A 26624-nucleotide genomic window follows, 5' to 3' on the forward strand; every position below is an offset into this window, starting at 1 on the left:
GGCCAGACTCACTTCAAGGCTTCGTGATAGCGGCGCTCCACTTGCGCCCAGTCAATCACGTTGTAGAAAGCACCAATGTATTCCGGGCGACGGTTCTGGTACTTCAGGTAATAGGCGTGCTCCCACACGTCCAGGCCGAGGATCGGCGTATTGCCGTGCATCAGCGGGCTGTCCTGGTTGCCGCTGCTTTCCACTACCAGCTTGTTCTGCGGCGTGACGCTGAGCCATGCCCAACCGCTGCCGAAACGGGTCAGTGCGGCCTTGGTGAAGGCGTCCTTGAACGCCTCGAAACCACCCAGCTCAGCGTCAATGGCACTGGCCAGCTCCCCTTGTGGCTGGCCCCCACCCTTGGGCGACATCACCGTCCAGAACAGGCTGTGGTTGGCGTGACCGCCACCGTGGTTGGTGACTGCACCGCGCAGGTTTTCGGGCAGTTGCTCGACCGCGCCGACCAGTTTCTCGACCGGCCATTCAGCCCACTCGGTGCCCTCGATGGCTGCGTTCAGGCCATTGACGTAGGTCTGGTGGTGCTTGGTGTGGTGGATTTCCATGGTTTGCGCATCGATGTGCGGTTCCAGCGCATCGTAGGCGTAAGTCAGTGCAGGCAAGGTATGCGGCATATCAATGGATTCCGTAGGCATGGGTTGTGGGCGCCACGTCTGGCTGGGCAACGAGTTCGCTGGCCTCAGCGCCGTGGCGGTTGAGCAGGCGCTCGGTTCGCGGGTACTGGCCGTATTCGGAGATAAAACTCAGCAGTTCGGTGTACGTACGCCTGCTGTGGCGCAGCGCGGCATCTCGCAGCGCCTGGGGCAAGCGCGCTTGCTGGCTGGCCTGGAGCAAACGCTGATGGGCAGCGCACAGGTAGTCGGCGCTCTCGTGCGGCTGGTTCAGGCGCAGGTGCAGGTCGGCCAGGTTGTGATGGGCGATGACCAGCGCGGCCACCGCCTCGTCGACGTCATGCCAGCGCTCGAACAGCACTTGAGCCAACGCCAGTGCTTGCAGGTAGTGCTCCCGGGCATCGACCAGCTCACCCTGATCGAACAGGCGATTGGCGGTCTCGGTCGTGCGTTTCCAGTGCTGCATGACGTTGTTTCCTCCGGGTGCTACGGCTTATCAGATGCCGCCAGCAGTGAGTTTTTCCGGGTCCAGCAGCGCTTCGAGCTGGTCGCGCGACAGGTCGGTGTGCTCCAGTGCGACATCGATGACCGGACGGCCCTGCTTGTAGGCGGTCTTGGCGATTTCGGCGGCCTTGAGGTAGCCGATGATCGGATTAAGTGCGGTGACCAGGATCGGGTTGCGCGCCAAGGCCTCCTTGAGCTTGCCCTCGTTGACCTTGAAACTGGCAATGGCCTTGTCGGCGAGCAGGCGGCTGGCATTGGCCATCAGCTCGATGCTCTCCAGCAGGTTGCGGGCGATCACCGGCAGCATCACGTTCAGTTCGAAGTTGCCCGACTGGCCCGCCACAGCAATGGTGGCGTCATTGCCGATCACTTGGGCGGCAACCATGGCGGTGGCTTCCGGGATCACCGGGTTGACCTTGCCCGGCATGATCGACGAGCCTGGCTGCAGGCCCTGAAGCTCGATTTCACCCAGGCCGGCCAATGGGCCCGAGTTCATCCAGCGCAGGTCGTTGGCAATCTTCATCAGCGCCACGGCGGTAGTCTTGAGTTGTCCGGACAGCGCCACGGCCGTGTCCTGGGAGCCGATCAGAGCGAACAGGTTTTGGCCGGGGCTAAACTCGACCTTGGTGAGACCGCTCAACTGACGGGCGAAGCAGGCTGCGAACTGCGGGTGGGCGTTAATCCCGGTGCCCACGGCGGTGCCGCCTTGAGCCAGTGCCTGCAAGCTCGGCAAGGTCGCCTGGATATGCGCCTTGGCGCCATTGATCTGCGCCGCCCAACCATCGAGCACCTGGCTCATGCGCACTGGCATGGCATCCATGAGATGTGTGCGGCCGGTTTTCACATAGTGATGCACTTGCGCTGACTTGGCCTCGATCACCTGTGCCAAGTGGCCCAGGGCCGGCAACAGTTGCTCATGCAGAGCCAGGGCGGCACTGACGTGAATGGTAGTCGGGATGATGTCATTGCTGCTCTGGCCACAGTTGACGTGATCGTTGGCATTGACCGGCTCGCCGAGGATGCGGCTGGCCAAGGTGGCGATCACTTCGTTGGCGTTCATGTTTGAACTGGTGCCGGAGCCGGTCTGGAACACGTCCACCGGGAAGTGCTGAATGAAGTCTTCAGCCAACAGTTGTTCGACCGCCTTGACGATGGCCTGGCCCTGCCCTGCCGACAGTTGCTCCAGCTCGATGTTGGCTTTGGCCGCAGCAGCCTTGGCCAGCAAAAGGGCGCGGATGAACTGGGCTGGCATGCGCTGGCGACTGATCGGGAAGTTGTCGACTGCGCGCTGGGTCTGGGCGCCATACAGGGCGTTGGCCGGCACCTGCAGCTCGCCCATGCTGTCACGCTCGATACGGGTATCACTCATCTTCAAATCCTTGCATCAGTTCATCGGGGGAAATCGACGGCAGCAGCCGGCAGTTGGCCAGCTGCAAGGCATAGGGCTGCCAGCGCTGGTTCTGCTCGCGGCGATCGAGGTTGCGCAGGTCGAGCAGCGGGCGCCAGGCCTGGTCCAGGCACTGGCAACGCCAGTGCCACGGCAGCATGCGGTCGCTGGCGGTATCCAGCAGCAAGCGCAAGGAAGTCAGTGCCACGGTCCATGGCGACGTTTCAGTGCAGCACACCAGGTAGCGGCCTTCGGCCAGGTAGTGCTCGATCAGGCGCGGCTCGTCGGGTTCAAGCGCGCAGCGGATGCGCCGGCTGAGCCAGCGCCAGTTTTCCAGGTAGGGCAGTTCGCGGAGGACGGGTTTCATGAACATCATCGCCGGGTGACTGGATAATGATATTCATTATTAATTGATAAATATAATCACTTCAAGCCCGCGCGATGAAAGAAAAAAACCCGGCGCGATGGCCGGGTTTTAATGTCACTGACTAGATTTGCCAATTATCAGCTGCCAGCGACCGTCATCCGCTCGATCAGGACCGACCCTGTGTGGATATTGCTGCGAGTCTCAATATCACTGCCGATGGCTACAATTTGCTGGAACATGTCCTTCATATTGCCGGCGATAGTCACTTCCTGCACGGCATGCTGGATTTCACCGTTCTCGACCCAGAAGCCCGCCGCGCCGCGCGAATAATCGCCCGTCACCATGTTCAGGCCATGGCCCATCAGCTCGGTCACCAGGAGGCCACGACCCATGCGACGGATCAGCGCCGCTTGGTCTTCGACGCCATGGGTAACGTACAGATTGTGCACGCCCCCGGCGTTGGCAGTGCTCGGCAGCCCCAACTTGCGCCCGGAGTAGGTGCCCAGCAGGTAGGACACCAACTCACCTTTGTCGACGAACGGCTTGGCGTAGGTCGCCAGGCCATCGCCGTCGAAAGCGGCGCTGCCCAGCGCGCGTGGAATGTGTGGGCGCTCGTCGAGGGTCAGCCAGGACGGGAACAGGCGCTGGCCGATGGCACCGTCGAGGAACGACGACTTGCGGTACAGGTTGCCGCCCGAAATGGCCGAAAGGAAGCTGCCGAACAGGCCACCCGCCAGCTCGGCGGAGAACAGCACCGGCACTTCGCAGGTCGGGACCGGCCGTGCGCCCAATCGGCTGGCGGCACGCTGGGCGGCGCGCACGCCAATGCTACGCGGGTCGGCCAGCAAGTGCCCCTGGCGGTTTACGTCATACCAGTAGTCACGCTGCATCTGGCCTTCGCCTTCGGCGATCATGACGCAGCTCAGGCTGTGGCGGGTCGAGGCGTAGCCACCGATGAAACCGTGGCTGTTGCCGTACACGCGGCAACCCTGGTGAGTGTTCAGTGTAGTGCCATCGGCATTGAGAATGCGCTTGTCGGCGTCGAATGCCGCCGCCTCGCAGGCCAGCGCCATCTCGATGGCTTTCTCCGGCTCGATGTCCCAGTCGTGATAGAGGTCGAGGTCGGGGATCTCGCGGGCCATCAGCGCGGCGTCAGCCAGGCCTGAACATTCGTCTTCGGACGTGTGCTTGGCAATCGCCAACGCGGCGGCCACAGTTTCGCGAATGGCGTCCGGGCCACTGGCCGAGGTGCTGGCCGAGCCCTTGCGCTGGCCGACATAGAGGGTGATGCCAAAGCCTTGGTCGCGGTTGAACTCGACCGTCTCGACCTCGCGCTGGCGCACCGTGGTGGACAGGCCCTGCTCCAGCGATACCGCCACTTCGCAGGCACTGGCGCCTTGCTTGCGTGCTTCTGCAATGATCGCTTCGACCTGCTCCTGCAACGCTGGCAGGTCCTTGGGGCCTACGCTCTGGACTGCACTCATGGTTTTCTCCACTCAAATTCTGCGTTCGGCTGAGGGTCATTCAGCGACCGGGCCGGACAAGCGGCCCCCGACTGGTTATCATGGCGGCGATTTCTAGCGGACTGCCACCATGGTTGATTCATACGACGACGCCTTCGACGGCGAAAAAAGCAAAACCCAGATCAAGCGCGAGCTGCATGCGCTGGTCGAACTCGGCGAGCGCCTGACCACGGTCAAGGCCGACACGCTGGCACGCCTGCCGCTCACCGACGAGCTGCGCAAGGCCCTGGCCGAAGCCTGCAAGCACACCGCCCATGGCGCACGCAAACGCCACATGTCGTTTGTCGGCAAGCTGATGCGCGACCAGGACCTGGACGCCATCCACGCCGTGCTCGATCAGATCGACACCTCCAGCCGCCAGTACAACGAGCGTTTCCATGGCCTGGAACGCTGGCGTGACCGGTTGATCGATGGCAATGACGAGGACCTTGAGCGTTTTGTTCAGGAGTTCCCCGAAACCGATCGCCAGCAGATGCGCTCGCTGATCCGTCATGCCCAGCACGAAAAAGCACGGAACAAACCGCCCGCCGCTGCGCGCAAGGTGTTCAAGTACATCCGTGATCTCGACGAGATGCAGCGCGGTCTGCGCTGATTCCCGCCGCCTGGGGCTGGTTTGCAGCCCCGGGACGATTCTCACGCGCCAGTACCGCCCACGGTAATTGCGTCCAGTTTCAAGGTCGGCTGCCCGACACCCACCGGCACCGATTGCCCGTCCTTGCCACACGTCCCCACCCCACTGTCCAGCGCCAGGTCGTTACCGACCATCGACACCCGGCTCATGGCCTCAGGCCCGTTGCCGATCAGGGTCGCGCCCTTGACTGGCGCAGTGATCTTGCCGTCTTCGATCAGGTACGCTTCGCTGGTCGAGAACACGAACTTGCCACTGGTGATATCGACCTGGCCACCGCCGAGGTTGGCGCAGTAGATGCCCTTCTTCACCGAGGCGATGATTTCCTGCGGGTCGCTTTCGCCGGCCAGCATGTACGTATTGGTCATGCGCGGCATCGGCAGGTGCGCATACGACTCGCGACGACCGTTGCCGGTAACCGCCATGCCCATCAGGCGCGCATTGAGCTTGTCCTGCATGTAGCCCTTGAGGATGCCGTTCTCGATCAGCGTGGTGCATTCGGTCGGGGTGCCTTCGTCATCGACGCTCAACGAGCCACGGCGGCCTTCGAGCGTACCGTCGTCGACGATGGTGCACAGGCTCGAGGCGACCTTCTCGCCAATCCGCCCGCTGAATGCCGAGCTGCCCTTGCGGTTGAAGTCACCCTCCAGGCCATGGCCGACCGCTTCGTGCAGCAGCACGCCGGACCAGCCGGAACCCAGTACAACCGGCAAGGTGCCGGCCGGGGCCGGGATCGCCTCAAGGTTGACCAGCGCCTGGCGCAGCGCTTCGCGGGCATAGCCCATGACCCGGTCTTCAGTGAAGAAGCGGTAGTCGGTACGCCCGCCACCGCCCTGCCCGCCGCGCTCGCGACGGCCATTCTGCTCGACGATGACGCTGACGTTGAAGCGCACCAATGGGCGCACATCGGCTGCCAGGCTGCCGTCGGCGGCAGCAATCAGGATGCGCTCCCAGACCCCGGCCATGCTCACGCTGACCTGTTGGATGCGCGGGTCAAGGGCACGGGTGGCGGCATCGACACGCTTGAGCAGTTCGACCTTCTCGGCCCGGCTGAGTACGTCCAGCGGGTTGTCCGGCGCGTACAGCGCCGTCACGTCCTGGCTGCGAAACGCCTGCACCGTGCCGTTCTGACCGGCGCGGGAAATCGAGCGGGCAGCACGGGCCGCCGAGGTCAGTGCCTCCAAGTTGATCGCATTGCTGTAGGCGAAGCCCGTCTTCTCACCGGACTGGGCACGCACACCCACACCCTGGTCAAGGTTGAAGCTGCCCTCTTTGACGATGCCGTCCTCCAGCGCCCAGGTTTCCGAGATCTGGCCCTGGAAGTACAGGTCAGCGGCGTCGATGCTGGGGCCGGCCAGCTCGCCCAACACGCTCTGCAGGCTGTCGAGGGTGAGTCCGCCCGGGGCCAGGAGCTGCTCGCTGACGGTGGATAACATCTGGCTCATAGTCACTCCGAGGTGTGCGCAGGCCGCAAGGCGCCCTGCGAGAAAAAGCGCCGGTGCGTGGTGACCGGCATGCGCGCCCGAATGGACGCCTGTTCATCAATGTCGCGCTCGGCGAGCAATACCGCTTCGCCTCGCGCCTGCTGCGCGACGATGCGCCCCCAGGGGTCGACGATCGCCGCATGCCCGTGGGTTTCCCGCGGGCCTGGATGGGTACCGCCCTGAGCCGCTGCCAGTACATAGCACTGGGTCTCGATGGCCCGGGCGCGGATCAGCACTTCCCAATGCGCTGCCCCTGTGACCGCAGTAAAGGCGGCCGGTGCCGTGATCAGTTCCGCCCCTGCACTGCGCAAAGCGCTGTAGAGCTCAGGGAAGCGCAAGTCGTAGCACACACTCAGCCCCAGGCGCCCTACCGGCGTATCGGCCACCACCACCTGGGCACCATGGGCATAGTCATCGGACTCGCGGTAGCGGCCACGGTTGTCGGCTACATCCACGTCGAACAGGTGCAGCTTGTCGTAACGCGCCACCACCTCGCCATGTTCGTCGATCAGCAACGAACAGGCATGGGCTTTTGCCTCAGGCTGACCTTGCGGTGGCAGCGGCAAGGTACCGGCAACAATCCATAACCTGAGGTCGCGTGCGGTACGTTTCAACCATGGCAGGATCGGACCTTCGCCCAGGGCTTCGGCGCGGCCGATGGCGGCGGCGTCCTTGCGCCCCATCGCCGCGAAGTTTTCCGGCAGCACCGCCAGCCGTGCACCGCTCAAGGCCGCCTGTTCCAGCAGGGCGCCTGCACGTTGCAGGTTGGCCAGCACATCGTCCTGGCTGACCATCTGGATGACCGCTGCCTTCATGAGCACTCCTGAAATTATTTGTCGAACGGTTTCACAAAGCTGATTTTAGGCTCTTTCACAGGGCCCTCGACGCGATAATGCACGCTGGCGAAACGTGATACACGGTCGCCGATCAACCGATCGACCAGGAACAGCGCACCACCGACCGCCGGCGCACCGACGATCAACGCGGCCAGGGGCAGGTTGTTGGTGACCGGCAGGGTCACCTGCAGGTTGGCAGCCACCCGATCGCGCACCAGATCCAGGGTGCCATCGAGTTCGAAGTTGCTCGACGGCCCGGTCACGGTGATCGGCTCGCGGGTCACGTAGACACCGCTGCTGGCCACCAGCAGGCCTTTGACCCGGTCGTAGGCCAGGCCCTTTTCGAACAGGTCGGAGAAGTCCAGGCGCAGGCGCCTGCCAATCGAGTTGAAGTTAAGCAGGCCGAACACTCGCAGCGCTTGTGCACCGCCCTCCACCTCGACGAACTGGCCGCTGCGCAAGGCTGCATCCATGCTGCCAGAGAACCGCTTGAGACCAACCCAGGCTGGAGAACCGGGCCAACGGCCGTCGACATCCAGGCGGAAATCGCGGCTGGTCACGGTCGGGGCGAAGCCCCAGGCCTTGAGCACGTCACCGAGGTTCTTGCCATCGAGCCGGCCCTTGTACCAGCTGGTGGTCGCCCCCGTTTCGCCTTCCCAGCCGCCCGTGCCATCGACATGCAGGCCTTTGAAGTCGAGTTCGATGTCCTGCGCCGCCACACCCCGTGCGGTCGGGCGCAGTTTCAGCGCAGCGTTGCCGAACAGGTCGTCGCCGCGGTACAGCTTGTCGATGCTCAGGTCCAGGGCCGGCACCTTGCGCGGGTCGAAAGAGGCCAGCGGATCGGGGCCCTCTTCCGATTGAGTCTCAGCCGGGTCGGCGGGCGGCAGACGCAGGGTCTGCAAGCGCACGATCATCGGTGCAGTCTTGGCATCTGGCACGCGCGCATTGCCGATGACCTCCTTGCTGTCCAGCCGCAGGTCCCAGGCCGGGCCACCACGGACCAGGCGTACCACCGCCTGATTCAGCGTCATACCGAAGGCTTTCAACTGGCCGATGCTCAGGTCGACACTCTGCAGGTTTTGCCGGGCATTGCCGCCGGGGTCGTCACCGGCAAAGCGTGCGGCCTGTTCCTGCCAGGGTGCCAGGTCCAGGCTTTCCAGCCGCCCTTTCACCCGTAGCCCCTGGCTTGCTGGGAGTTGCGCCTGGCCAGTGCCGAGCAGCAATTCCCCGCGCCCCTGTCCCAACTTGTCGGCCGGTGCGGCGTAGGCGAAACGGGCGAGGTCGGCGTAAGCCGCGTCAAAGCGCCGTTCCGGCCCTTGCAGATTCATGCTGAAACGGGTGTCGCGGGTGTCCGCCGCCGCCTTGCCAAATGGCGCTGGCAGGTCGATGGCCAGCCCCTTGAGCGAGGAGCTGACATTCAAGCTGTTATCGCGGCTGCCCAGGTTGACCTGCAGCTGGTACGGAATGTCGCCCGAAGCGGGCAAGGTCTGCTTGAATTGCAGCCAGTCGGTCAGGGACTTCAGCGAAACCTGGCCGTTGGCGTTGATGCGTGTCTGCATCTGCCCGGGCTGGCCCTCGGCGCTGATTTGCGCTGTGACCGGCTTGCCGAACGCCTGCAGGTTGATGTTCTTGCCACTCAGGCCTTTGTCGAGGTCAAAGCTGAAGTCACCCTTCAAGCGCGTCAGCTCCAGACTGGGCGGGGCTACCTTCAGGCGCGCATCGGCAGTGGCGAAGTCCACCAGCACTTTTGGCCGCTCGCCATGGGCCAGGGGAACATCGAGCTTGACCCTGCCCTTGAGAGGCCCTTCGCCTTCCCAGCCCGCAAAGATCTCACCCGTGCCGATCGGTGCTTCCTTGAGAATTTTCAAGCCATCACCGAGGCTGCCGTCGAAATCTCCGTCAAGGTACAGGTGGCTGTGCTGGCCGCTATCGACGTGAGGAATGTTCACAGTGACGTCGCTGACCTTGGTGTCCAGCAGCAGCCCTTTGTTGGCCTTGATGCGCACGCCGCTGTCTTCGATAAGGACATCGCCATCCACCTGCTGCACCTGCGGCCAGCCGGGCTGGAAGTCCAGTGCGGCGTCATGGACCTTGAAGAACAGGCTGATACTGCGTGCTTCAGGGGTAGCGTTGTGGTTCAACGAGCCTTGGTACTGGAAATAGCCCTGGTCGACGTTGCCTTTGACGATGGCGCTGCGCAGCCATTCGTCGAGCGCCGGGCTCAGCACTTCGGGCAGGTACTTGGCGGTGTAGCGGCCATCGCCTTCGGTCAGGCCGACACGCAGGTCCATGTAGCTTTCGGTGCCTTCGTCGAACAGCAGGCGAATCAGGAAATCGCCGGCAATCTTGCCTTCCTCACCCAGCACCTTGAGGTAGGGCGCGATGAGGGTGAAGCCATGTTTGTCGAGTGCCCAGGTCAGCCGTGCATTAGCCTTCTGGTACTGCCAGGGTTTGGCGAAGATCGGATACAGATGCAGCATGAACGCATCGGTATCAAGGCGCAGTTCGCCATGCCCAAGGTCGCCGCTGATGCTGCCGCTGACATTACCGGCCGCCGGTGCACCGTGGTAGGCATCAAAACCCACCCGCTCCAGATTGGCGGCAAACTGCAGACGCTGGTCGCCCTCGGCTTTTGGCCTTGCCTCCAGGCGAACGTTGCGCAGGGCCCCGGTCACCTTCAACGCATCGACCACGGTCATGAGCTTGTCCGGCAAGGGCGCCAACGCATTGATCAACGGGGTGAGCGGGGTGAGGTCAAGGCGGTCGGCCTGCACTTGCCAGGTTTCGCCCGCCGGGTCATCACCCAGGCGCTGGTTCACTTGCAGGTGCGATTCCCACCGGGTTTTGCCGATATTCGCAGCGAGCGAATCGACCACCACGTCGAAGCCCTGCTCACGGCGTTGGAACCAAGCGCCCAGGGCAAGATTGTCGAGGGTCATAGCCTTGCGCTCGGCATAGGCACCGCGCAGTTGCGGGGCATTCAAGCGGACCACCGCCTGCTGCAACTGGCCCTTGCTCCAGTCGACCCAGAACTCGCCACCGGCCTTCAGCGTTTCCGCCCGCCACTGGCCCAGCAAAGCAGGCGGCAACCACTGCGCCCAGTCGCTTTGTGGCAGGCTCAGGTAGGCTTCGACCTCGCCATCGCGCCAGGCCTTTGCGGTTGCCCGGCTGCGCAGATTGACCGCCAGCGGCTGGCCGTCGGGCAAGGTCGCACGCAGGTCCAGGGCCTGCCGTGACGCACCGGCCTGCAAGCCGACGCTGACATAGGTAAGGGTCAGCGGGTCACGCTGCCAGGGCTGCAGGGTGACCTGGCTGTCGAACACATCGATGCGGCCCAATTGGCGCAAGCGTTGCAACAGTTCGGCAGGGTCCAATGGCGCATCGTCCTTTTTTGGCAACCCTTCGAGGGCCCAGCCACCCTGCTCGTCTTCCCGCAGAATCAGTTGCAGGCCACCGAGCTCGATGCGCGCCAGGCGCACTTCGCGGGACGTCAGGCTGGCCCACAGGTCAGGCACCACCTTGACGTCATCCAGGCGCAGGGCCGATGCGCCCTCGCCCAGTTGCAGGTCACGTACGCGCAATACCGGTGCCAAGCCACTCCAACGCCCTTCCAGCGCCCCCACATGCACAGGCAAGCCCAGTGCCTGCTCGGCCTTGCTCTCGACGTCGGCTCGGTACTCGGCCACCAGCGGCACCAGCTCGCGACCGAGGCTGACATATAACGCCACCAGCACTGCAAGCAGGGCGCAGATGCCCAGCCCCCAGCGGGTCAAGGCAACAAGAACGCGGTTCAGACGTCCCATGGCCATGGCCCTCCAGGTCGTTTATCCATGATGGCCCGACGTGCCAGTTTTGCCAGCCAGTGCGATCCGGGGCGGGTATCAGAATGGCTCAGAGCAGCACCACATCATATTGTTCCTGCGAATACATCGACTCGACCTGGAAGCGAATGGTTCGGCCGATGAACGCCTCCAGTTCGGCAACGTTGCCGGACTCCTCGTCCAGCAGGCGATCGACCACTTTCTGGTTGGCCAGCACGCGATAGCCTTCAGCCTGGTAGGCACGGGCTTCGCGGAGGATTTCGCGGAAAATCTCGTAACAGATAGTCTCGGGGGTTTTCAGCTTGCCGCGGCCCTGACAGGCGACGCAAGGCTCGCACAGCACCTGTTCAAGGCTTTCGCGGGTGCGCTTGCGGGTCATCTGCACCAGGCCCAGCTCGGTGATGCCGATGATGTTGGTCTTCGCATGATCGCGCTCCAGCTGTTTTTCCAGGGTACGCAGCACCTGGCGCTGGTGCTCTTCGTCTTCCATGTCGATGAAGTCGATGATGATGATCCCGCCGATGTTGCGCAGGCGCAGTTGCCGGGCGATGGCCGTGGCGGCTTCGAGGTTGGTCTTGAAAATGGTTTCTTCTAGGTTGCGGTGGCCGACGAACGCCCCTGTGTTGACGTCGATGGTGGTCATCGCTTCGGCCGGGTCGACCACCAGGTAACCACCGGACTTGAGCGGCACCTTGCGGTCCAGGGCACGCTGGATTTCGTCCTCGACCCCGTACAGGTCGAAGATCGGCCGCTCACCCGGGTAATGCTCCAGGCGATCGGCGATTTCCGGCATCAGTTCAGCGACGAACTGCGTGGTTTTCTGGAAGGTTTCCCGCGAGTCGATGCGGATCTTCTCGATCTTCGGGTTCACCAGGTCGCGCAGTGTACGCAAGGCCAGACCGAGGTCTTCATAAATGACCGTCGGCGCACCACAGGTCTGGATCTGGCTGCCGATTTGCTCCCATAGGCGGCGCAGGTAACGGATGTCCTGGAGGATTTCCTCGGCCCGCGCGCCCTCGGCGGCGGTGCGCAGGATGAAGCCACCGGCGTCCTTGATGTTCTCGCTGTCCATGCAGTTGCTGACCACCTGCTTGAGGCGTTCGCGTTCGGCTTCGTCTTCGATCTTCAGCGAAATGCCGACATGGCTGCTGCGTGGCATGTACACTAGGTAACGCGAGGGGATCGACAGCTGCGTTGTCAGGCGTGCGCCCTTGGTGCCGATCGGGTCCTTGGTCACCTGCACCACCAGGGCCTGGCCCTCGTGCACCAGTGCAGTGATGTTCTCCACTGCCGAACCTTCGCGCTGGGAGATTTCCGATGCATGGATGAACGCCGCGCGCTCCAGGCCGATGTCGACGAACGCCGCCTGCATGCCAGGCAACACCCGCACCACCTTGCCCTTGTAGATATTGCCGACGATGCCGCGGCGCTGGGTGCGCTCGACGTGCACTTCCTGCAGCACCCCGTTTTCCACCACCGCCACACGCGATTCCATCGGGGTGATGTTGATCAGGATCTCTTCACTCATGGCAGGCTCTCGTCAAAGGTCTTCGGTAATGATGGATCGCGCGTGCTGGGCTGGCTACCGCTGGTTTGTTACCTCTGGCAAAAGCGCCGGTATCTGCCAGCAGGCGATCCCGAAGCGGGCGAGCAGGTCGGCCGTTTCACACAATGGCAGGCCGACCACCGCCGAGTAACTGCCTTCGAGCCCGGTGACGAACACCGCGCCCAAGCCCTGGATGGCATAGCCTCCCGCCTTGTCCGCAGGCTCCCCACTGGCCCAGTAGCGCTCGGCTTCTGCGGCATCGACAGGACGAAAACGTACGGTGCTGCTCACACACAGGCTTTCGCAGCGCTGGCCATCGCTCAAGGCCACGGCCGTCAATACCTGGTGCTCGCGGCCGGCCAGTTCGGCCAGCATGGTCAGGGCATGTTCGCGGTTTTCCGGCTTGCCGAGAATACGACCATCGAGCACCACTGCCGTGTCGGCGCCAAGCGCTACGGCAGGGCCTTGCAGCGCGGCCAGGCCGGCTTCGGCCTTGGCCCGTGCCAGGCGCTCGACATAGGCCTCGGCGCTTTCGTCCGGCAGCGGGGTTTCATCGATAGGGGCACTGATGACGGTGAACGGCACGCCGATCTGGCCAAGCAGTTCACGCCGGCGCGGTGAGCCGGAGGCGAGGTAGAGTGGTTTCATCTAGACATCTCCCTGTCAGTGGCAGCGCCGTCAGTTGATACGCAAACGTCGGCGCAAGTCGCGCAGGGCGAAGCTGATCCATGGCCAGAGCAAGGCACTGATCACGGCTGACCAGACCAGCGCCAGGGTCGGCAGGCGGTTGCCGGTGAGCGCACTGAGCCACAGCTGAATCAGCTGGGCGATACCGAAGATCACCAGGATCACCAGGCTCTGCTGCCACAGCGGGAACATGCGCAGGCGCTGCTGCAGCGACAGCACGAGGAACGTGATCAGGGTAAGGATGAGCGCGTTCTGCCCTAGCAAGGTGCCATACAGCACGTCCTCGGCCAGCCCCAGAACGAAAGCGGTGGTCATGCCCACCTTGTTCGGCACGTTCAACGTCCAGAACGAAACCAGCATCGCCAGCCACATGGGCCGGAACACTTCAAGGAACTGCGGCATGGGCGAAACGCTGAGCAGCAGGCCGATGGCGAACGTCAGCCAGATGACCCAACCGTGGTTACGGCGCGACTTGGCCATCATTGCCTCCGTGGATGGGTGGGCGCCGCCGGTGCGGCGGCAGGGCTGGCGGGCGCTGCAGCCGGGGCTGCAGGCGCCTGCCCCGCAGCTGCCGGCACAGCCGGAACCGCTGGCTGAGACGGGGCTGGGGCAGCTGCCGGCTGCTCGGCATTGGCGGCAGGTTGGCCAGTGCCCTTGCGATCGGCCTCTTCCTGGGCGATGGCTGCTTCGGTGGCGCGCTGCTCCGGCGTGCGGCGGTCACTGAACACCAGCAACATGTAGCGGCTGCGGTTCAGCGCGGCGGTTGGAATGGCGCGGACAATGGCAAACGGCTGGCCAGAATCGTGAATCACTTCATTGACCGTGGCCACCGGGTAGCCGGCCGGGAAGCGCTGGCCCATGCCGGAACTCACCAGCAGGTCGCCTTCCTTGATGTCGGCGGTGTCGGCGACATGGCGCAGTTCAAGGCGCTCCGGATTGCCGGTGCCGCTGGCAATGGCGCGCAAGCCGTTGCGGTTGACCTGCACCGGAATGCTGTGGGTGGTGTCGGTCAGCAGCAGGACCCGCGAGGTATACGGCATCAGCTCCACCACCTGGCCCATCAAGCCACGGGCATCGAGCACCGGCTGGCCGAGGAACACGCCGTCACGCTCGCCCTTGTTGATCAGGATGCGGTGGGTGAACGGGTTGGGGTCGACACCGATCAGCTCGGCCACCTCGACCTTCTCGTTGACCAGCGCCGAGGAGTTGAGCAGCTCACGCAAACGCACGTTCTGCTCGGTCAGGGCCGCCAGCTTTTGCAGGCGCCCCTGCAGCAGCAGGGCTTCGGTCTTGAGTTTCTCGTTTTCGGCGATCAGTTCGGTGCGGCTGCCGAACTGGCCGGCCACCCCTTGCCACATGCGCTGCGGCAGATCGGTGATCCAGTACGATTCCATGAGCACCAGGCCCATCTGGCTGCGCACCGGCTTGAGCACGTCAAAACGCGCGTCGACAACCATCAACGCGACCGACAGCACCACCAGTACCAGCAGGCGAACGCCCAGCGAAGGGCCCTTGGAAAAAAGCGGTTTAATGGGCCGTTCCTCGTGGACGACTCAGGAGGTCATTGGACATGGGACAACGCACCAGCCTGGTTGCGGGTTGACGGAAACGACGCCCGAATGGACGCCAGCCCAGCGCATACAGGTAGCACTGCGCGTGCTACCTGTAAACCGGGCTATCGAAAGCAGCAGGGATCACTCGCTGGAGAGCAGGTCCATCGCATGCTTGTCCATCATCTCCAAGGCGCGACCGCCGCCACGGGCAACGCAGGTCAGCGGGTCTTCGGCGACGATCACCGGCAGGCCGGTTTCCTGGGCCAGCAGCTTGTCGAGGTCACGCAGCAGCGCGCCACCACCGGTCAGCACCAGGCCGCGCTCGGCGATGTCGGAGGCCAGCTCCGGCGGCGACTGCTCCAGGGCGCTCTTGACCGCCTGGACGATGGTCGCCAGGGATTCCTGCAGGGCTTCGAGGACTTCGTTGGAGTTCAGGGTGAAGGCGCGTGGTACGCCCTCAGCCAGGTTACGGCCGCGCACATCGACCTCGCGCACTTCGCCACCCGGGTAGGCGGTACCGATTTCCTGCTTGATGCGCTCGGCGGTGGACTCGCCAATCAGGCTGCCGTAGTTGCGGCGCACGTAGGTGACGATGGCTTCGTCGAAGCGGTCGCCGCCCACGCGGACGGACTCGGCGTAGACCACACCGTTCAGCGAGATCAGGGCGATTTCGGTGGTGCCACCGCCGATATCGACGACCATCGAGCCACGGGCTTCTTCGACTGGCAGGCCGGCACCGATGGCAGCGGCCATCGGTTCTTCGATCAGGAACACTTCACGGGCGCCAGCACCCAGGGCCGACTCGCGAATGGCGCGGCGCTCTACCTGGGTCGACTTGCACGGCACGCAGATCAGCACGCGAGGGCTGGGCTGCAGGAAGCTGTTTTCGTGGACCTTGTTGATGAAGTACTGCAACATTTTTTCACAAACGCTGAAGTCGGCGATGACGCCGTCCTTCATCGGACGAATGGCAGCAATGTTACCTGGCGTACGGCCCAGCATGCGCTTGGCTTCGGTACCGACGGCGACAACGCTTTTCTGGTTGCCGTGGGTACGGATGGCAACAACCGAGGGCTCATTCAGGACGATACCGCGCTCACGCACGTAAATAAGGGTGTTGGCAGTCCCCAGGTCGATGGAAAGATCGCTGGAAAACATGCCACGCAGTTTCTTGAACATGGGAAAGTGACCCTGGGGAAAGCGTGGGTAAAAAAGTGCGGCAAACTCTAACAATGGCAGGGATTTTGGGCAAGGAGCCAATATGTTAAATTGGCTGTTTTTCCGAGCACGCCAGCAGATGATCGCGGCCGTTAGACCGCCAAAATGCTGACATGTTCCTCACCGCGGACCTATTCCGTTCTTTGTTTCCCCTGGAGATCACCATGGCGCTTGAACGCAGCGACGTGGAAAAGATCGCCCATCTGGCCCGCCTGGGCCTGAATGACGGCGAACTGCCACGCATTACTGACGCCCTGAACAGCATTCTCGGCCTGGTCGACCAGATGCAAGCGGTCGATACCAACGGCATCGAGCCCCTGGCCCACCCCCTGGAGGCCAGCCAGCGCCTGCGTCCCGACCAGGTCACCGAAAGCAACCAGCGCGACGCCTACCAGGCCATCGCACCCTCGACCGAAAGCGGTCTGTACCTGGTTCCGAAAGTCATCGAGTAAGGGATAGAGCCTGCCATGCATGAATTGACCCTGGCCGAGATCGCCCGCGGCCTCGCCGACAAGTCGTTTTCCTCCGAAGAGCTGACCGGCGCCCTGCTGGCACGCGTCAAGCAGATCGACCCACAGATCAACAGCTTCATCAGCGTCACCGAAGAACTGGCCCTGGGCCAGGCGCGTGCTGCCGACGCCCGTCGCGCCGTTGGCGAGACCGGTGCGCTGCTCGGTGCACCGATCGCCCACAAGGACCTGTTCTGCACCCTCGGCGTGCGCACCAGCTGCGGCTCGAAGATGCTCGACAACTTCAAGGCGCCGTATGACGCCACCGTGGTTGCCAAGCTGGCCGAAGCCGGCATGGTCACCCTGGGCAAGACCAACATGGACGAGTTCGCCATGGGTTCGGCCAACGAATCCAGCCATTACGGCGCGGTGAAGAACCCATGGAACCTCGAGCACGTGCCAGGCGGTTCGTCCGGTGGTTCGGCCGCCGCCGTGGCCGCGCGCCTGCTGCCGGCTACCACCGGTACCGACACCGGCGGCTCGATCCGCCAGCCGGCGGCACTGACCAACCTCACCGGCCTCAAGCCGACGTACGGTCGTGTTTCGCGCTGGGGCATGATCGCCTACGCCTCCAGCCTCGACCAAGGTGGCCCGCTGGCGCGCACCGCCGAAGACTGTGCCCTGCTGCTGCAAGGCATGGCAGGCTTCGACACCAAGGACTCCACCAGCATCGATGAGCCAGTGCCGGACTACAGCGCCACGCTCAACGGCTCGCTGCAGGGCCTGCGCATCGGCCTGCCGAAGGAGTACTTCGGTGCCGGCCTCGACCCGCGCATTGCCGAATTGGTCCAGGCCAGCGTCAAGGAGCTGGAAAAGCTCGGCGCGGTGGTCAAGGAAATCAGCCTGCCGAACATGCAGCATGCCATCCCGGCGTACTACGTGATCGCCCCGGCAGAAGCGTCCTCCAACCTGTCGCGTTTTGACGGCGTGCGCTTCGGCTACCGCTGCGAAGAGCCGAAAGACCTGACCGACCTATACAAGCGTTCCCGTGGCGAAGGCTTCGGCGCCGAAGTGCAGCGCCGCATCATGGTCGGCACCTACGCCCTGTCGGCCGGCTACTATGACGCCTACTACGTCAAGGCCCAGCAGATCCGTCGCCTGATCAAGAACGACTTCATGGCCGCCTTCAACGAGGTTGACCTGATCCTCGGCCCAACCACGCCGAACCCGGCCTGGAAGCTTGGCGCCAAGAGCAGCGACCCGGTCGCCGCCTACCTGGAAGACGTCTACACCATCACCGCCAACCTGGCGGGCCTGCCGGGCCTGTCGATGCCAGCCGGCTTCGTCGACGGCCTGCCGGTCGGCGTGCAGCTGCTGGCCCCGTACTTCCAGGAAGGCCGCCTGCTCAACGTCGCGCACCGTTACCAGCAAGTCACCGACTGGCACACCCGCGCCCCTAACGGCTTCTGAGGAATTCACACATGCAATGGGAAGTTGTGATCGGGCTGGAGATTCATACCCAGCTGGCCACCCAGTCGAAGATCTTCTCCGGCAGCGCCACCACCTTCGGCTCCGAGCCGAACACCCAGGCCAGCCTGGTTGACCTGGGCATGCCCGGCGTACTGCCGGTGCTGAACCAGGAAGCCGTGCGCATGGCGTGCATGTTCGGCCTGGCGATCGATGCCGAAATCGGCAAGCGTAACGTGTTCGCGCGCAAGAACTACTTCTACCCCGACCTGCCCAAGGGCTACCAGATCAGCCAGATGGACCTGCCGATCGTCGGCAAGGGCCACCTGGACATCGCCCTGGAAGACGGCACCATCAAGCGCATCGGCGTGACCCGTGCGCACCTGGAAGAAGACGCCGGCAAGAGCCTGCACGAAGACTTCAGCGGCTCCACCGGCATCGACCTGAACCGCGCCGGCACGCCGCTGCTGGAAATCGTCTCCGAGCCGGACATGCGCAGCGCCAAGGAAGCCGTGGCCTACGTCAAGGCGATCCACGCGCTGGTGCGCTACCTGGGCATCTGTGACGGCAACATGGCCGAAGGCTCGCTGCGCTGCGACTGCAACGTGTCGATCCGCCCGAAAGGCCAGGCCGAGTTTGGCACCCGCTGCGAGATCAAGAACGTCAACTCGTTCCGCTTCATCGAGCGCGCGATCAACAGCGAAATCCAGCGCCAGATCGACCTGATCGAGGACGGTGGCAAGGTGGTGCAGGAAACCCGCCTTTACGACCCGAACAAGGACGAGACCCGCTCCATGCGCAGCAAGGAGGAGGCCAACGACTACCGTTACTTCCCCGACCCGGACCTGCTGCCGGTGGTGATCGAGGACAGCTTCCTCGAAACCATCCGCGCCGGCCTGCCGGAGCTGCCGCCGCAGAAGGTCGAGCGCTTCCAGAGCCAGTACGGTCTGTCGGCCTACGACGCCAACGTGCTGGCATCCAGCCGTGAGCAGGCGGACTACTTCGAAGAAGTGGTGAAGATCGGTGGCGATGCCAAACTGGCCGCCAACTGGGTCATGGTCGAACTGGGCAGCCTGCTGAACAAGCTGGGCATCGAGATCGACCAGGCGCCGGTCAGCGCCGCGCACCTGGGTGGCATGCTGCTGCGCATTCGCGACAACACCATCAGCGGCAAGATCGCCAAGACCGTGTTCGAGGCCATGGCCGCCGGTGAAGGCGATGCCGACAGCATCATCGAAAGCCGCGGCCTCAAGCAGGTCACCGACACCGGCGCGATCGACAAGATGCTCGAAGAAATGCTCGCTGCCAACGCCGAGCAGGTCGAACAGTACCGCGCCGCCGACGAGGCCAAGCGCGGCAAGATGTTCGGCTTCTTCGTCGGCCAGGCGATGAAGGCCTCCAAAGGCAAGGCCAACCCGGGGCAGGTGAACCAATTGCTCAAGGCCAAGCTCGAAGGGTGAGCTGAAAAAAAGCGGCGAGGGCTTTGCCCTCGATCGCGGGCCAAGCCCGCTCCTACAAGAGATCGCGCATTCCTGTAGGAGCGGGCTTGACCCGCGATTGGCCGCACAGCGGCCCCAATGCACCGGAGCATCCGAATTGCTGAAACGATCCCTAGGCACCCTGGCCCTTTTCTCCTTCCTGGCCGGCTGCGCCAGCCATGACATCGACCCCCGCGGTTACAACGAAACCGGCACCGCGTCCTTCTACGGCTCGCGCCACCACGGCAAACGCACTGCCAGTGGCGAACCGTTCAACCAGCACGGCCTCACCGCCGCCCACCGCAGCCTGCCCTTCGGCAGCCGGGTGCTGGTCACCAACCTGGCCAACGACCGCAGCGTGGTGGTGCGCATCAACGACCGCGGCCCGCATACCCGCGGCCGCCTGATCGACCTGTCACGTGCTGCAGCAGAAAAAATCGGCATGCTCCGTAGCGGAACGGCGCGCGTGCGGGTACAAGGTCTGAGCGACTGAGCCAATACCCGAACTGACTGGAGCCCGACCATTTTCGACCTGGCCACCCTCCCCACCTTCAGCCTGCTGCAAATGGGCGCTGCCCTCCTGCTGCTAATCGCCGGAGCCGAACTGTTGGTGCGCGCGGCGCTGCGCCTGGCCGAACGCCTGCGCGTGCGGCCACTGATCATCGGCCTGAGCCTGGTAGCCTTCGGCAGTACCGCACCGCAGTTGACCGTGAGCCTGCAGGCCGCCTACCAGGGTGCGCCCGACGTGGCCGTGGGCAGTGTGATCGGCAGCAACATCTTCAACGTGCTGGTCATCCTCGGCCTGGCCGCGCTGATCATTCCACTGCGGGTATCGCGCCAGCTGGTGCGCCTGGACATCCCGCTGATGATCGCCGCCAGCGCCCTGGTCTATGCGCTCTGTGCCAATGGCCACCTGGGCAGGGCCGAAGGGTTGTTGCTGCTGCTTGCCCTGGTGGGCTACCTGGCCATGCTGTGGCACCAGTCGCGCAACTATGCCCGCACCTATCCCGCCCAGGATGTCGCGGTAGCCAGCGCTGGGCGTTTCTGGTCCGGGACACTGTTACAGATACTGTTCGGCCTTGGGCTGCTGAGCCTGGCCGGCCATCTGCTGCTGGAAGCGGCCATTGAGGTGGCCACCGATCTTGGCCTGTCCGAGCGCGTCATCGGCCTGACCGTGGTGGCGGTGTGCACATCGCTGCCTGAGCTTGCCGCTGCGCTGATCGCCGCCATTCGCGGCGAGCGGGAGATTGCGGTAGGCACGGTGATCGGCAGCAATCTGTTCAACCTGCTGGCAGTACTGGGCCTGACCGCACTGCTCACCCCCGAGCCACTGACCATTTCGCCCAATGCGCTGGCCTTTGACCTGCCGGTGATGCTTGGCGTCGCCGCGCTGAGCTTGCCGGTGTTCTACTCCGGCTATCGCATCACCCGCGCCGAAGGGCTGGTGTTCCTGTGCCTGTACCTGGCCTACGGGCTGCACATTGCCGCTTTCACCATGGGCATGCCGCTGGCCGGGCGGCTGGAGCGGCTGATGCTGTTCTATGTGCTTCCGGTTCTAGGCGCGGTGCTTTTGTTCACCACAGTTCGGGCCTGGCGCAGGCAGCACTGAGCGGCCGAGCCTGCTTCCCTCACCTGCCCTGGCGAGCCTTCTTCAGCTTGAAGGCACCCCACAGCACCAGGATCCACCCCGGAATCAGCAACACCGAGATGCGAATCGGCGGGGTCAGGTACATCACCACCAGGATCAGCACGATGAACGCCAGGCACAGGTAGTTCGTCACCGGGTGCCCCCAGCTCTGGTAGAACGGAGTGACACCCGCCGCCAGCTTGGCCTTGCGGAACTTCAGGTGGGTAATGCTGATGCTGGCCCAGTTGATCACCAGCGCCGATACCGCCAGCGCCATCAGCAGGCCGAACGCTTCACCGGGCATCAGGTAGTTGATCAGCACACACATACCGGTCGCGAAGGCCGACACCCCCAGCGCTGTCAGCGGCACGCCGCTGCGGCTGACCTTGAGCAGCTGGCGCGGCGCATCCCCCTGGCTGGCCAGGCCGAACAGCATGCGGCTGTTGGCGTATACGCAGCTGTTGTACACCGACAGCGCAGCGGTCAGCACCACGATGTTGAGGATGGTCGCCACCAGGTCGCTGTCCAGTTCGTGGAAGATCATCACGAACGGGCTACCGCCCTGCACCACTTTCTGCCAGGGGTACAGCGACAGCAGTACGGCCAGCGCGCCGATGTAGAAGATCAGGATGCGGTAGACCACCTGGTTGGTCGCCTTGGGGATACTCTGGCGCGGGTTGTCGGCCTCAGCGGCGGTGATACCGACCAGCTCCAGGCCACCGAACGAGAACATGATCACCGCAAGCGCCATCACCAGCCCGGTCACACCATTGGGGAAGAAGCCGCCGTATTGCCACAGGTTAGCCACGCTGGCTTCAGGGCCACCATGGCCGCTGGCGAGCATCCAGGCGCCAAAACCGATCATGCTGACGATGGCTACTACCTTGACCAGGGCGAACCAGAACTCCATTTCGCCATAGACCTTCACCTGGGTGAGGTTGATCAGGTTGATCACCACGAAGAAAATCGCCGCCGTCGCCCAGGTCGGGAACTCCGGCCACCAGTACTGCACATAGATGCCCACCGCCGTGAGCTCGGCCATGCCGACCAGCACGTACACCACCCAGTAGTTCCAACCGGAGACGAACCCGGCGAACTCGCTCCAGTATTGGTGGGCAAAGTGACTGAAGCTACCGGCAACCGGCTCCTCGACCACCATCTCACCCAGTTGGCGCATGATGAAGAAAGCCATCAGACCGGCGATGGCATAGCCCAGCAAAACGGAGGGACCGGCCAGCTGGATGGTCTGGGCGACGCCCAAAAAAAGCCCGGTACCCACGGCACCACCCAGCGCGATCAGCTGGATATGGCGATTCTTCAGCCCGCGCTTCAGCTGCTCGGGCGTGCTCTGGTCTTGCATGAAGTGTCCTTTGGCTCAGTGAGGCAGTGTTGTGCTGTTGTTTGCAGACAAGGATCTAGATCCATCCGCCCCACTGCAAGATGAAAATACCAATATTGGTGGTAATCGCCGCCATTAGCGTGGTGATCACGATAATCGACGCTGCCAGTTCATGGTTGCCGTTGGCTGCGCGAGCCATGACGTAACTGGCCGCCGCCGTCGGGCTGCCGATGTACAGGAACAGGATGCCCAGCTCGGCGCCACGGAAGCCGCACAGCCAGGCACCCAGGGTGCCGATCAGCGGCAGCCAGACCATTTTCACCAGGCTGGCATCGACGGCCAGCTTGCCGCTGTCGCGCAGCGCCGCCAGCGACAAGGTGCCACCGATGCAGATCAGCGCCAGCGGCAGGGTCATCTGCGCCAGGTAGTCGCCCGAGGTCAGCAGCCAGTTGGGCAGCGGCACCTGGCCGTAGGCCATGGGCGTGGCCACCAGCACACTGATGATCAGCGGGTTGCTGAAGATGCTCTTGCAGATGCTCCAGGGGTCGGACTTGAGGTCCGGGCTGTACACCGCCAGCACCACCGACGACAGCGAGTTGTACATGAGGATGACCAGGCCGGCGAGCACTGCCCCCAGCGAGATGCCGTAATCACCATAGAGGCTGGCGGCCAGGGCCAGGCCGATCACGCCATTGTTGCCGCGGAACGCGCCCTGGGTGTAGATGCCGCGGTCGGCCAGTGGGCTGCGCCAGATCGCCATGCCCCAGGCCACGGCAAAGCCTACCAGGGTGGCGGCGACGAAGTAGAGAATGACCTTGGGTTTGACCGCCGTTGCCAGGTCGGCGTGGTAGATGCCGAGGAACAGCAGTGCCGGCATGCAGACGTTGAATACCAGCTGCGAGGCGACGCGGTTGAAGTTGTCGTCAATCAGGTGGATGCGCTTTAGCAGCACGCCCATGAACAGCATGGCGAAGACGGGGGCCGTGATGTTCAGCGTCTGGATTAGAAGGGCGAGCATGCGCAAGCGGTCCTGAAGGGGTTGCCGTTAGGCGGCTAATGATACGCCAACGCGTCAGGAAATGCGGGGATCGTGGAGGACTTTAATGCCTGTACCGGCCCTTTCGCGGGGCAAGCCCGCTCCTACAGGGGCACACGATGCCTGTAGGAGCGGGCTTGCCCCGCGAAAGGGCCAACCCCGGCTCAGCGCCGTACGGGGCGCTTCTGCAGTTTGCGCTGCAAGGTCCGGCGGTGCATGCCCAACGCCCGCGCGGTGGCGGAGATGTTGCCTTCGTGCTCGTTCAGCACGCGCTGGATGTGCTCCCACTGCAGGCGGTCGACCGACATCGGGTTTTCCGGCACCAGCGAGTCCAGGTCGGCATGCTCCGAGAGCAACGCTGCCAGCACGTCGTCGGCGTCGGCCGGCTTGCACAGGTAGTTGCAGGCGCCGCGCTTGACCGCCTCGACCGCAGTGGCGATGCTCGAGTAACCGGTCAGGATCACCACGCGCATCTCCGGGTCCAGCTCCAGCAGCTTGGGCAGCAGCACCAGGCCCGAGTCGCCTTCCATCTTCAGGTCCAGCGTGGCGTAGTCCGGCAGATCCTGCTGGGCCAGGATCAGGCCCTCTTCGGCCGAACCGGCAGTGCTCACGCGGAAACCGCGGCGGCTCATGGCGCGGGCCATGACCCGGGTAAAGGTGGCGTCATCGTCCACCAGCAGCAGGTGCGGCAGCTCTTCGCCTTCGACCTGGATTTCTTCGCTCATCATTCATCTCCTCGCTTGCCATGGGGCAGGCGCAGTTCGGTCAGGGTGCCACCCTGTTCATGACTATAGAGTTTCACCGAGCCGCCCGCACGGGTCACGCTGGCCTTGCTCAAGAACAGGCCCAGGCCGAAGCCTTTGCCCTTGGTGGTAATGAAGGGTTTGCCGATCGCTTCGGCGATGGCCGGCGGCACGCCAGGGCCATGGTCGCGGATGCTGATCAGGATGTCCTGGGCGTCCCAGTCAAGGGTCACCTGCAGGTCATCGGGGCAGGCATCGGCGGCATTGTTCAGCAGGTTCAGCAGCGCCTGGGTCAGGTCGGGTGGCGGCGTCAGGCGCGGCACTTCGCCGTCGCGCAGGCGCTGGAAGCGGTAGCTGGCCTCCGGGCGCATCAGGTGCCAGCGGTTCAGGGCCTCGTCGAGCCACGCGGTGACGTCCTGCTCCACCAGCGCCAAGCGGCGGTTGGCCTCGGCGGCGCGCACCAGCTGCTGGAGGGTTTCCTTGCACAGCTTGACCTGGTCCTGAAGGATCTGCAGGTCTTCCTGCAGCAGCGGGTCGGTGTGGTCCTGGCGCATTTCATTGAGCAGCACGCTCATGGTCGCCAGTGGCGTGCCCAGTTCATGGGCAGCGCCCGCAGCCTGGGTGGCCACGGCCAGCAGCTGCTCGTCACGCAGGCTTTCTTCGCGGCGCTCGGAGCGCAGCTGCTCCTGACGGCGCAGCTCTTCGGCCATGCGCGCGGCGAAAAAGGTGATCACGGCGGCGGCCAGGGCAATACTCAGCCACATGCCGTAAACCTGCATCTTGTCCCGCGCCATTGGCAGCCCCTCGAGCGGGTAGAACTGCACCAGCAGCAAGCTGTAGGCGGTCAGAGCGATGCCCGAGAGGATCAGCGAATAGAGCCATGGCAAGGTGACCGCGGCAATCGCCAGCGGCACCAGGTAATAGGAGACGAACGGGTTGGTCGAGCCACCTGAGTAGTACAGCAAGGCGCTGTGAATCAGCAGGTCGCAGGCCAGCTGCAAGGCGTATTCGGTCTCGGTGACCGGCACCGAGAGGCGCAGGCGTAAGGCGGTGAAGGCGCAGAGGATCGACGACAGGGCCAGGGTCGCGGCCAGCGAAAGCCACGGCAGCGGCAGCAGGTCGGTCCAGTAGGCGACGCCCACAGAGCCTGCCTGGGCGGCCAGGACCAGTACGCGAATGACAGTCAGGCGCCAGAGGTTCTGGCGTGTTGCGGACAACGGTTGTGCGGCGGCGAGCATGCGCTCTCCCGATGAGTGCTCCAGGAAAATCGGCTGGAGTATACCGAAGCCGGGCGCCCCACTGCAGCGATGCGGCAAAGCGCCACACTTTGTCACACGTTCATGATGGCACTTTTGAACCCACTACACTGGTCCCGGTCTGATGGGCCATGCGTGGAATGGATGACCAGAACCCACGCCCATTATTGCCAAGGAGTAACACATGCACATTCCACGTCGCGGCGCGGCCCTGATCCTGTCCTGTGGCCTGCTCGCCAGCCTGCCGGCACTGGCGGCCGATGAGCCGCGCTTCAACCAGGTATCGCTGCGCGCCGAAGTCAGCAAGGAAGTGGCGCGCGACCTGATGGTCGTGACCCTCTACAGCGAAGCGCAGAATACCGACCCGGGCAAGCTCGCCAAGCAGATCACCGAAACCATGAACAAGGCCGTGCAGCAGGCGCGCCAGGTCAAGGACGTGAAGATCAGCCAGGGCAGCCGCAACAGCTACCCGGTGTATGACAGCAAGGGCCAGAAGATCACCGGCTGGCGTGAGCGCGCCGAGCTGCGCCTGGAAGGTGCCGACTTCCCAGCCCTGTCCCAGCTCACTGCCGACCTGCTGCAGGACCTGAAAATGGGCGGCATGGACTTCTCCATTGCCCCGGCCACGCGCAAGGCCAGCGAGGATGAGCTGCTCAAGGATGCGGTGAATGCGTTCAAGGCCCGTGCGCAGCTGGCCACCGAGGCGTTGGGCGGCAAGGGCTATAAAGTGGTCAGCCTGAACCTCAACAGCTCTGGGTATCCGCGCCCTTACCTGCGCAGCGCGCCGATGGCGATGAAGGCCATGGGGGCTGATGAGGCTGCGCCAGCGCCGGATATCGAAGCAGGTACCAGTGAAGTCAGCATGAATGCCGATGGCCTGATCGAAGTACAGATGCCTTGATGCACATTGGGGGCGCAGCGCGCCCCTAATTCCACATTTTCAGACATTTCCTACGCACCACACAGGTGCGTCCTACAGCCTCCCCCGCCCCGAAACATCCTGAAAAAAGCCATCATTTCGCCTGCGCAAACGTTCAACTTCGCTGAAAGTTATACGA

24 protein-coding genes are annotated in these 26624 nt (G+C 63.8%); 7 read left to right on the top strand and 17 right to left on the bottom strand.

Annotated elements, in window-relative coordinates; translation table 11 throughout:
* Positions 1 to 8 precede the first annotated feature (8 nt).
* The 5 genes from APH28_RS17020 to pmbA form a co-directional block, all read right to left on the bottom strand.
* Complete coding sequence (locus APH28_RS17020) at positions 9 to 620, bottom strand: superoxide dismutase (protein ID WP_060511308.1); 612 nt, start codon at positions 618 to 620, stop codon at positions 9 to 11.
* Position 621: 1 nt separating this feature from the next.
* Positions 622 to 1083 (bottom strand): hypothetical protein, encoded by a 462-nt coding sequence (locus APH28_RS17025; RefSeq protein WP_060511310.1) that lies wholly within the window; start codon positions 1081 to 1083, stop codon positions 622 to 624.
* Positions 1084 to 1113: 30 nt separating this feature from the next.
* A complete protein-coding gene (locus APH28_RS17030; RefSeq protein WP_060511312.1) occupies positions 1114 to 2490 on the bottom strand; it encodes a lyase family protein in 1377 nt (458 codons plus the stop codon).
* Positions 2483 to 2884: a FagA protein gene (locus tag APH28_RS17035; protein ID WP_082432316.1), complete on the bottom strand. Its 402-nt coding sequence runs from the start codon at positions 2882 to 2884 to the stop codon at positions 2483 to 2485. Before APH28_RS17035 ends, APH28_RS17030 begins: the two co-directional genes overlap by 8 nt.
* 128 nt (positions 2885 to 3012) lie before the next feature.
* The gene (gene pmbA, locus APH28_RS17040) at positions 3013 to 4359 is read right to left on the bottom strand and encodes a metalloprotease PmbA (RefSeq protein WP_060511314.1); all 1347 of its coding nucleotides are present in this window, start codon (positions 4357 to 4359) and stop codon (positions 3013 to 3015) included.
* A gap of 109 nt (positions 4360 to 4468) precedes the next feature.
* Here pmbA and yjgA point away from each other — a divergent pair, with 109 nt between their 5' ends.
* Positions 4469 to 4990 carry a ribosome biogenesis factor YjgA gene (gene yjgA, locus APH28_RS17045; RefSeq protein WP_060511316.1) on the top strand — a complete coding sequence of 174 codons (522 nt, stop codon included), beginning with the start codon at positions 4469 to 4471 and terminating at the stop codon, positions 4988 to 4990.
* Between the two features lie 41 nt (positions 4991 to 5031).
* On the opposite strand, the gene tldD is transcribed toward yjgA, so the two are convergent.
* From tldD to mreB, 8 genes are all read right to left on the bottom strand, one after another.
* Positions 5032 to 6471 carry a metalloprotease TldD gene (gene tldD / locus APH28_RS17050; RefSeq protein WP_060511318.1) on the bottom strand — a complete coding sequence of 480 codons (1440 nt, stop codon included), beginning with the start codon at positions 6469 to 6471 and terminating at the stop codon, positions 5032 to 5034.
* Positions 6472 to 6473: 2 nt separating this feature from the next.
* A complete protein-coding gene (locus tag APH28_RS17055) occupies positions 6474 to 7325 on the bottom strand; it encodes a carbon-nitrogen hydrolase family protein (RefSeq protein ID WP_060511320.1) in 852 nt (283 codons plus the stop codon).
* Between the two features lie 14 nt (positions 7326 to 7339).
* Positions 7340 to 11155, bottom strand: coding sequence for a YhdP family protein (locus tag APH28_RS17060; RefSeq protein ID WP_060511322.1), 3816 nt, complete (start codon positions 11153 to 11155; stop codon positions 7340 to 7342).
* An 82-nt stretch (positions 11156 to 11237) separates the two neighbouring features.
* On the bottom strand, positions 11238 to 12695 hold the full coding sequence (gene rng, locus APH28_RS17065) for a ribonuclease G (protein WP_060511324.1): 1458 nt from the start codon (positions 12693 to 12695) through the stop codon (positions 11238 to 11240).
* A 54-nt stretch (positions 12696 to 12749) separates the two neighbouring features.
* Positions 12750 to 13361: a nucleoside triphosphate pyrophosphatase gene (locus APH28_RS17070; RefSeq protein WP_060511326.1), complete on the bottom strand. Its 612-nt coding sequence runs from the start codon at positions 13359 to 13361 to the stop codon at positions 12750 to 12752.
* 30 nt (positions 13362 to 13391) lie between these two features.
* Entirely contained in the window at positions 13392 to 13880 is a 489-nt protein-coding gene (mreD, locus tag APH28_RS17075; protein ID WP_060511328.1) for a rod shape-determining protein MreD, read from the bottom strand.
* Positions 13880 to 14902, bottom strand: coding sequence for a rod shape-determining protein MreC (gene mreC, locus APH28_RS17080; RefSeq protein ID WP_371263096.1), 1023 nt, complete (start codon positions 14900 to 14902; stop codon positions 13880 to 13882). Before mreC ends, mreD begins: the two co-directional genes overlap by 1 nt.
* A 192-nt stretch (positions 14903 to 15094) precedes the next feature.
* The gene (mreB, locus tag APH28_RS17085; RefSeq protein ID WP_003255163.1) at positions 15095 to 16132 is read right to left on the bottom strand and encodes a rod shape-determining protein MreB; all 1038 of its coding nucleotides are present in this window, start codon (positions 16130 to 16132) and stop codon (positions 15095 to 15097) included.
* A gap of 203 nt (positions 16133 to 16335) precedes the next feature.
* Between mreB and gatC the strand changes: the two genes are divergently transcribed.
* From gatC to APH28_RS17110, 5 genes are all read left to right on the top strand, one after another.
* Positions 16336 to 16623, top strand: a complete 288-nt coding sequence (gatC, locus tag APH28_RS17090) for an Asp-tRNA(Asn)/Glu-tRNA(Gln) amidotransferase subunit GatC (protein WP_060511330.1) — start codon at positions 16336 to 16338, stop codon at positions 16621 to 16623.
* Between the two features lie 15 nt (positions 16624 to 16638).
* On the top strand, positions 16639 to 18090 hold the full coding sequence (gene gatA, locus APH28_RS17095; protein ID WP_060511332.1) for an Asp-tRNA(Asn)/Glu-tRNA(Gln) amidotransferase subunit GatA: 1452 nt from the start codon (positions 16639 to 16641) through the stop codon (positions 18088 to 18090).
* An 11-nt stretch (positions 18091 to 18101) separates the two neighbouring features.
* Complete coding sequence (gene gatB, locus APH28_RS17100; protein WP_060511334.1) at positions 18102 to 19547, top strand: Asp-tRNA(Asn)/Glu-tRNA(Gln) amidotransferase subunit GatB; 1446 nt, start codon at positions 18102 to 18104, stop codon at positions 19545 to 19547.
* A 136-nt stretch (positions 19548 to 19683) separates the two neighbouring features.
* Complete coding sequence (locus tag APH28_RS17105; RefSeq protein WP_156340905.1) at positions 19684 to 20058, top strand: septal ring lytic transglycosylase RlpA family protein; 375 nt, start codon at positions 19684 to 19686, stop codon at positions 20056 to 20058.
* Positions 20059 to 20130: 72 nt separating this feature from the next.
* Positions 20131 to 21174, top strand: a complete 1044-nt coding sequence (locus APH28_RS17110; RefSeq protein ID WP_060511336.1) for a calcium/sodium antiporter — start codon at positions 20131 to 20133, stop codon at positions 21172 to 21174.
* Between the two features lie 19 nt (positions 21175 to 21193).
* On the opposite strand, the gene APH28_RS17115 is transcribed toward APH28_RS17110, so the two are convergent.
* The 4 genes from APH28_RS17115 to APH28_RS17130 form a co-directional block, all read right to left on the bottom strand.
* Positions 21194 to 22552, bottom strand: a complete 1359-nt coding sequence (locus tag APH28_RS17115) for an amino acid permease (RefSeq protein WP_060511338.1) — start codon at positions 22550 to 22552, stop codon at positions 21194 to 21196.
* 55 nt (positions 22553 to 22607) lie between these two features.
* Complete coding sequence (locus APH28_RS17120; protein ID WP_060511339.1) at positions 22608 to 23549, bottom strand: AEC family transporter; 942 nt, start codon at positions 23547 to 23549, stop codon at positions 22608 to 22610.
* A 182-nt stretch (positions 23550 to 23731) separates the two neighbouring features.
* Positions 23732 to 24292 carry a response regulator transcription factor gene (locus APH28_RS17125; protein ID WP_060511341.1) on the bottom strand — a complete coding sequence of 187 codons (561 nt, stop codon included), beginning with the start codon at positions 24290 to 24292 and terminating at the stop codon, positions 23732 to 23734.
* On the bottom strand, positions 24292 to 25548 hold the full coding sequence (locus tag APH28_RS17130; protein WP_060511342.1) for an ATP-binding protein: 1257 nt from the start codon (positions 25546 to 25548) through the stop codon (positions 24292 to 24294). Before APH28_RS17130 ends, APH28_RS17125 begins: the two co-directional genes overlap by 1 nt.
* Positions 25549 to 25750: 202 nt before the next feature.
* Here APH28_RS17130 and APH28_RS17135 point away from each other — a divergent pair, with 202 nt between their 5' ends.
* Positions 25751 to 26467 carry an SIMPL domain-containing protein gene (locus tag APH28_RS17135; protein WP_060511344.1) on the top strand — a complete coding sequence of 239 codons (717 nt, stop codon included), beginning with the start codon at positions 25751 to 25753 and terminating at the stop codon, positions 26465 to 26467.
* Positions 26468 to 26624: the final 157 nt, after the last annotated feature.

The sequence above is a fragment of the Pseudomonas sp. NBRC 111124 genome, assembly GCF_001320245.1.
Taxonomy (GTDB): domain Bacteria; phylum Pseudomonadota; class Gammaproteobacteria; order Pseudomonadales; family Pseudomonadaceae; genus Aquipseudomonas.

What these genes read in the sequence shown, in the direction of transcription:
- APH28_RS17020 (WP_060511308.1), bottom strand. Translation starts at nt 620, where the DNA reads ATGCCGCATACCTTGCCTGCACTGACTTACGCCTACGATGCGCTGGAA.
- APH28_RS17025 (WP_060511310.1), bottom strand. Translation starts at nt 1,083, where the DNA reads ATGCAGCACTGGAAACGCACGACCGAGACCGCCAATCGCCTGTTCGAT.
- APH28_RS17030 (WP_060511312.1), bottom strand. Translation starts at nt 2,490, where the DNA reads ATGAGTGATACCCGTATCGAGCGTGACAGCATGGGCGAGCTGCAGGTG.
- APH28_RS17035 (WP_082432316.1), bottom strand. Translation starts at nt 2,884, where the DNA reads ATGATGTTCATGAAACCCGTCCTCCGCGAACTGCCCTACCTGGAAAAC.
- pmbA (WP_060511314.1), bottom strand. Translation starts at nt 4,359, where the DNA reads ATGAGTGCAGTCCAGAGCGTAGGCCCCAAGGACCTGCCAGCGTTGCAG.
- yjgA (WP_060511316.1), top strand. Translation starts at nt 4,469, where the DNA reads ATGGTTGATTCATACGACGACGCCTTCGACGGCGAAAAAAGCAAAACC.
- tldD (WP_060511318.1), bottom strand. Translation starts at nt 6,471, where the DNA reads ATGAGCCAGATGTTATCCACCGTCAGCGAGCAGCTCCTGGCCCCGGGC.
- APH28_RS17055 (WP_060511320.1), bottom strand. Translation starts at nt 7,325, where the DNA reads ATGAAGGCAGCGGTCATCCAGATGGTCAGCCAGGACGATGTGCTGGCC.
- APH28_RS17060 (WP_060511322.1), bottom strand. Translation starts at nt 11,155, where the DNA reads ATGGCCATGGGACGTCTGAACCGCGTTCTTGTTGCCTTGACCCGCTGG.
- rng (WP_060511324.1), bottom strand. Translation starts at nt 12,695, where the DNA reads ATGAGTGAAGAGATCCTGATCAACATCACCCCGATGGAATCGCGTGTG.
- APH28_RS17070 (WP_060511326.1), bottom strand. Translation starts at nt 13,361, where the DNA reads ATGAAACCACTCTACCTCGCCTCCGGCTCACCGCGCCGGCGTGAACTG.
- mreD (WP_060511328.1), bottom strand. Translation starts at nt 13,880, where the DNA reads ATGGCCAAGTCGCGCCGTAACCACGGTTGGGTCATCTGGCTGACGTTC.
- mreB (WP_003255163.1), bottom strand. Translation starts at nt 16,132, where the DNA reads ATGTTCAAGAAACTGCGTGGCATGTTTTCCAGCGATCTTTCCATCGAC.
- gatC (WP_060511330.1), top strand. Translation starts at nt 16,336, where the DNA reads ATGGCGCTTGAACGCAGCGACGTGGAAAAGATCGCCCATCTGGCCCGC.
- gatA (WP_060511332.1), top strand. Translation starts at nt 16,639, where the DNA reads ATGCATGAATTGACCCTGGCCGAGATCGCCCGCGGCCTCGCCGACAAG.
- gatB (WP_060511334.1), top strand. Translation starts at nt 18,102, where the DNA reads ATGCAATGGGAAGTTGTGATCGGGCTGGAGATTCATACCCAGCTGGCC.
- APH28_RS17110 (WP_060511336.1), top strand. Translation starts at nt 20,131, where the DNA reads ATGGGCGCTGCCCTCCTGCTGCTAATCGCCGGAGCCGAACTGTTGGTG.
- APH28_RS17115 (WP_060511338.1), bottom strand. Translation starts at nt 22,552, where the DNA reads ATGCAAGACCAGAGCACGCCCGAGCAGCTGAAGCGCGGGCTGAAGAAT.
- APH28_RS17120 (WP_060511339.1), bottom strand. Translation starts at nt 23,549, where the DNA reads ATGCTCGCCCTTCTAATCCAGACGCTGAACATCACGGCCCCCGTCTTC.
- APH28_RS17125 (WP_060511341.1), bottom strand. Translation starts at nt 24,292, where the DNA reads ATGAGCGAAGAAATCCAGGTCGAAGGCGAAGAGCTGCCGCACCTGCTG.
- APH28_RS17130 (WP_060511342.1), bottom strand. Translation starts at nt 25,548, where the DNA reads ATGCTCGCCGCCGCACAACCGTTGTCCGCAACACGCCAGAACCTCTGG.
- APH28_RS17135 (WP_060511344.1), top strand. Translation starts at nt 25,751, where the DNA reads ATGCACATTCCACGTCGCGGCGCGGCCCTGATCCTGTCCTGTGGCCTG.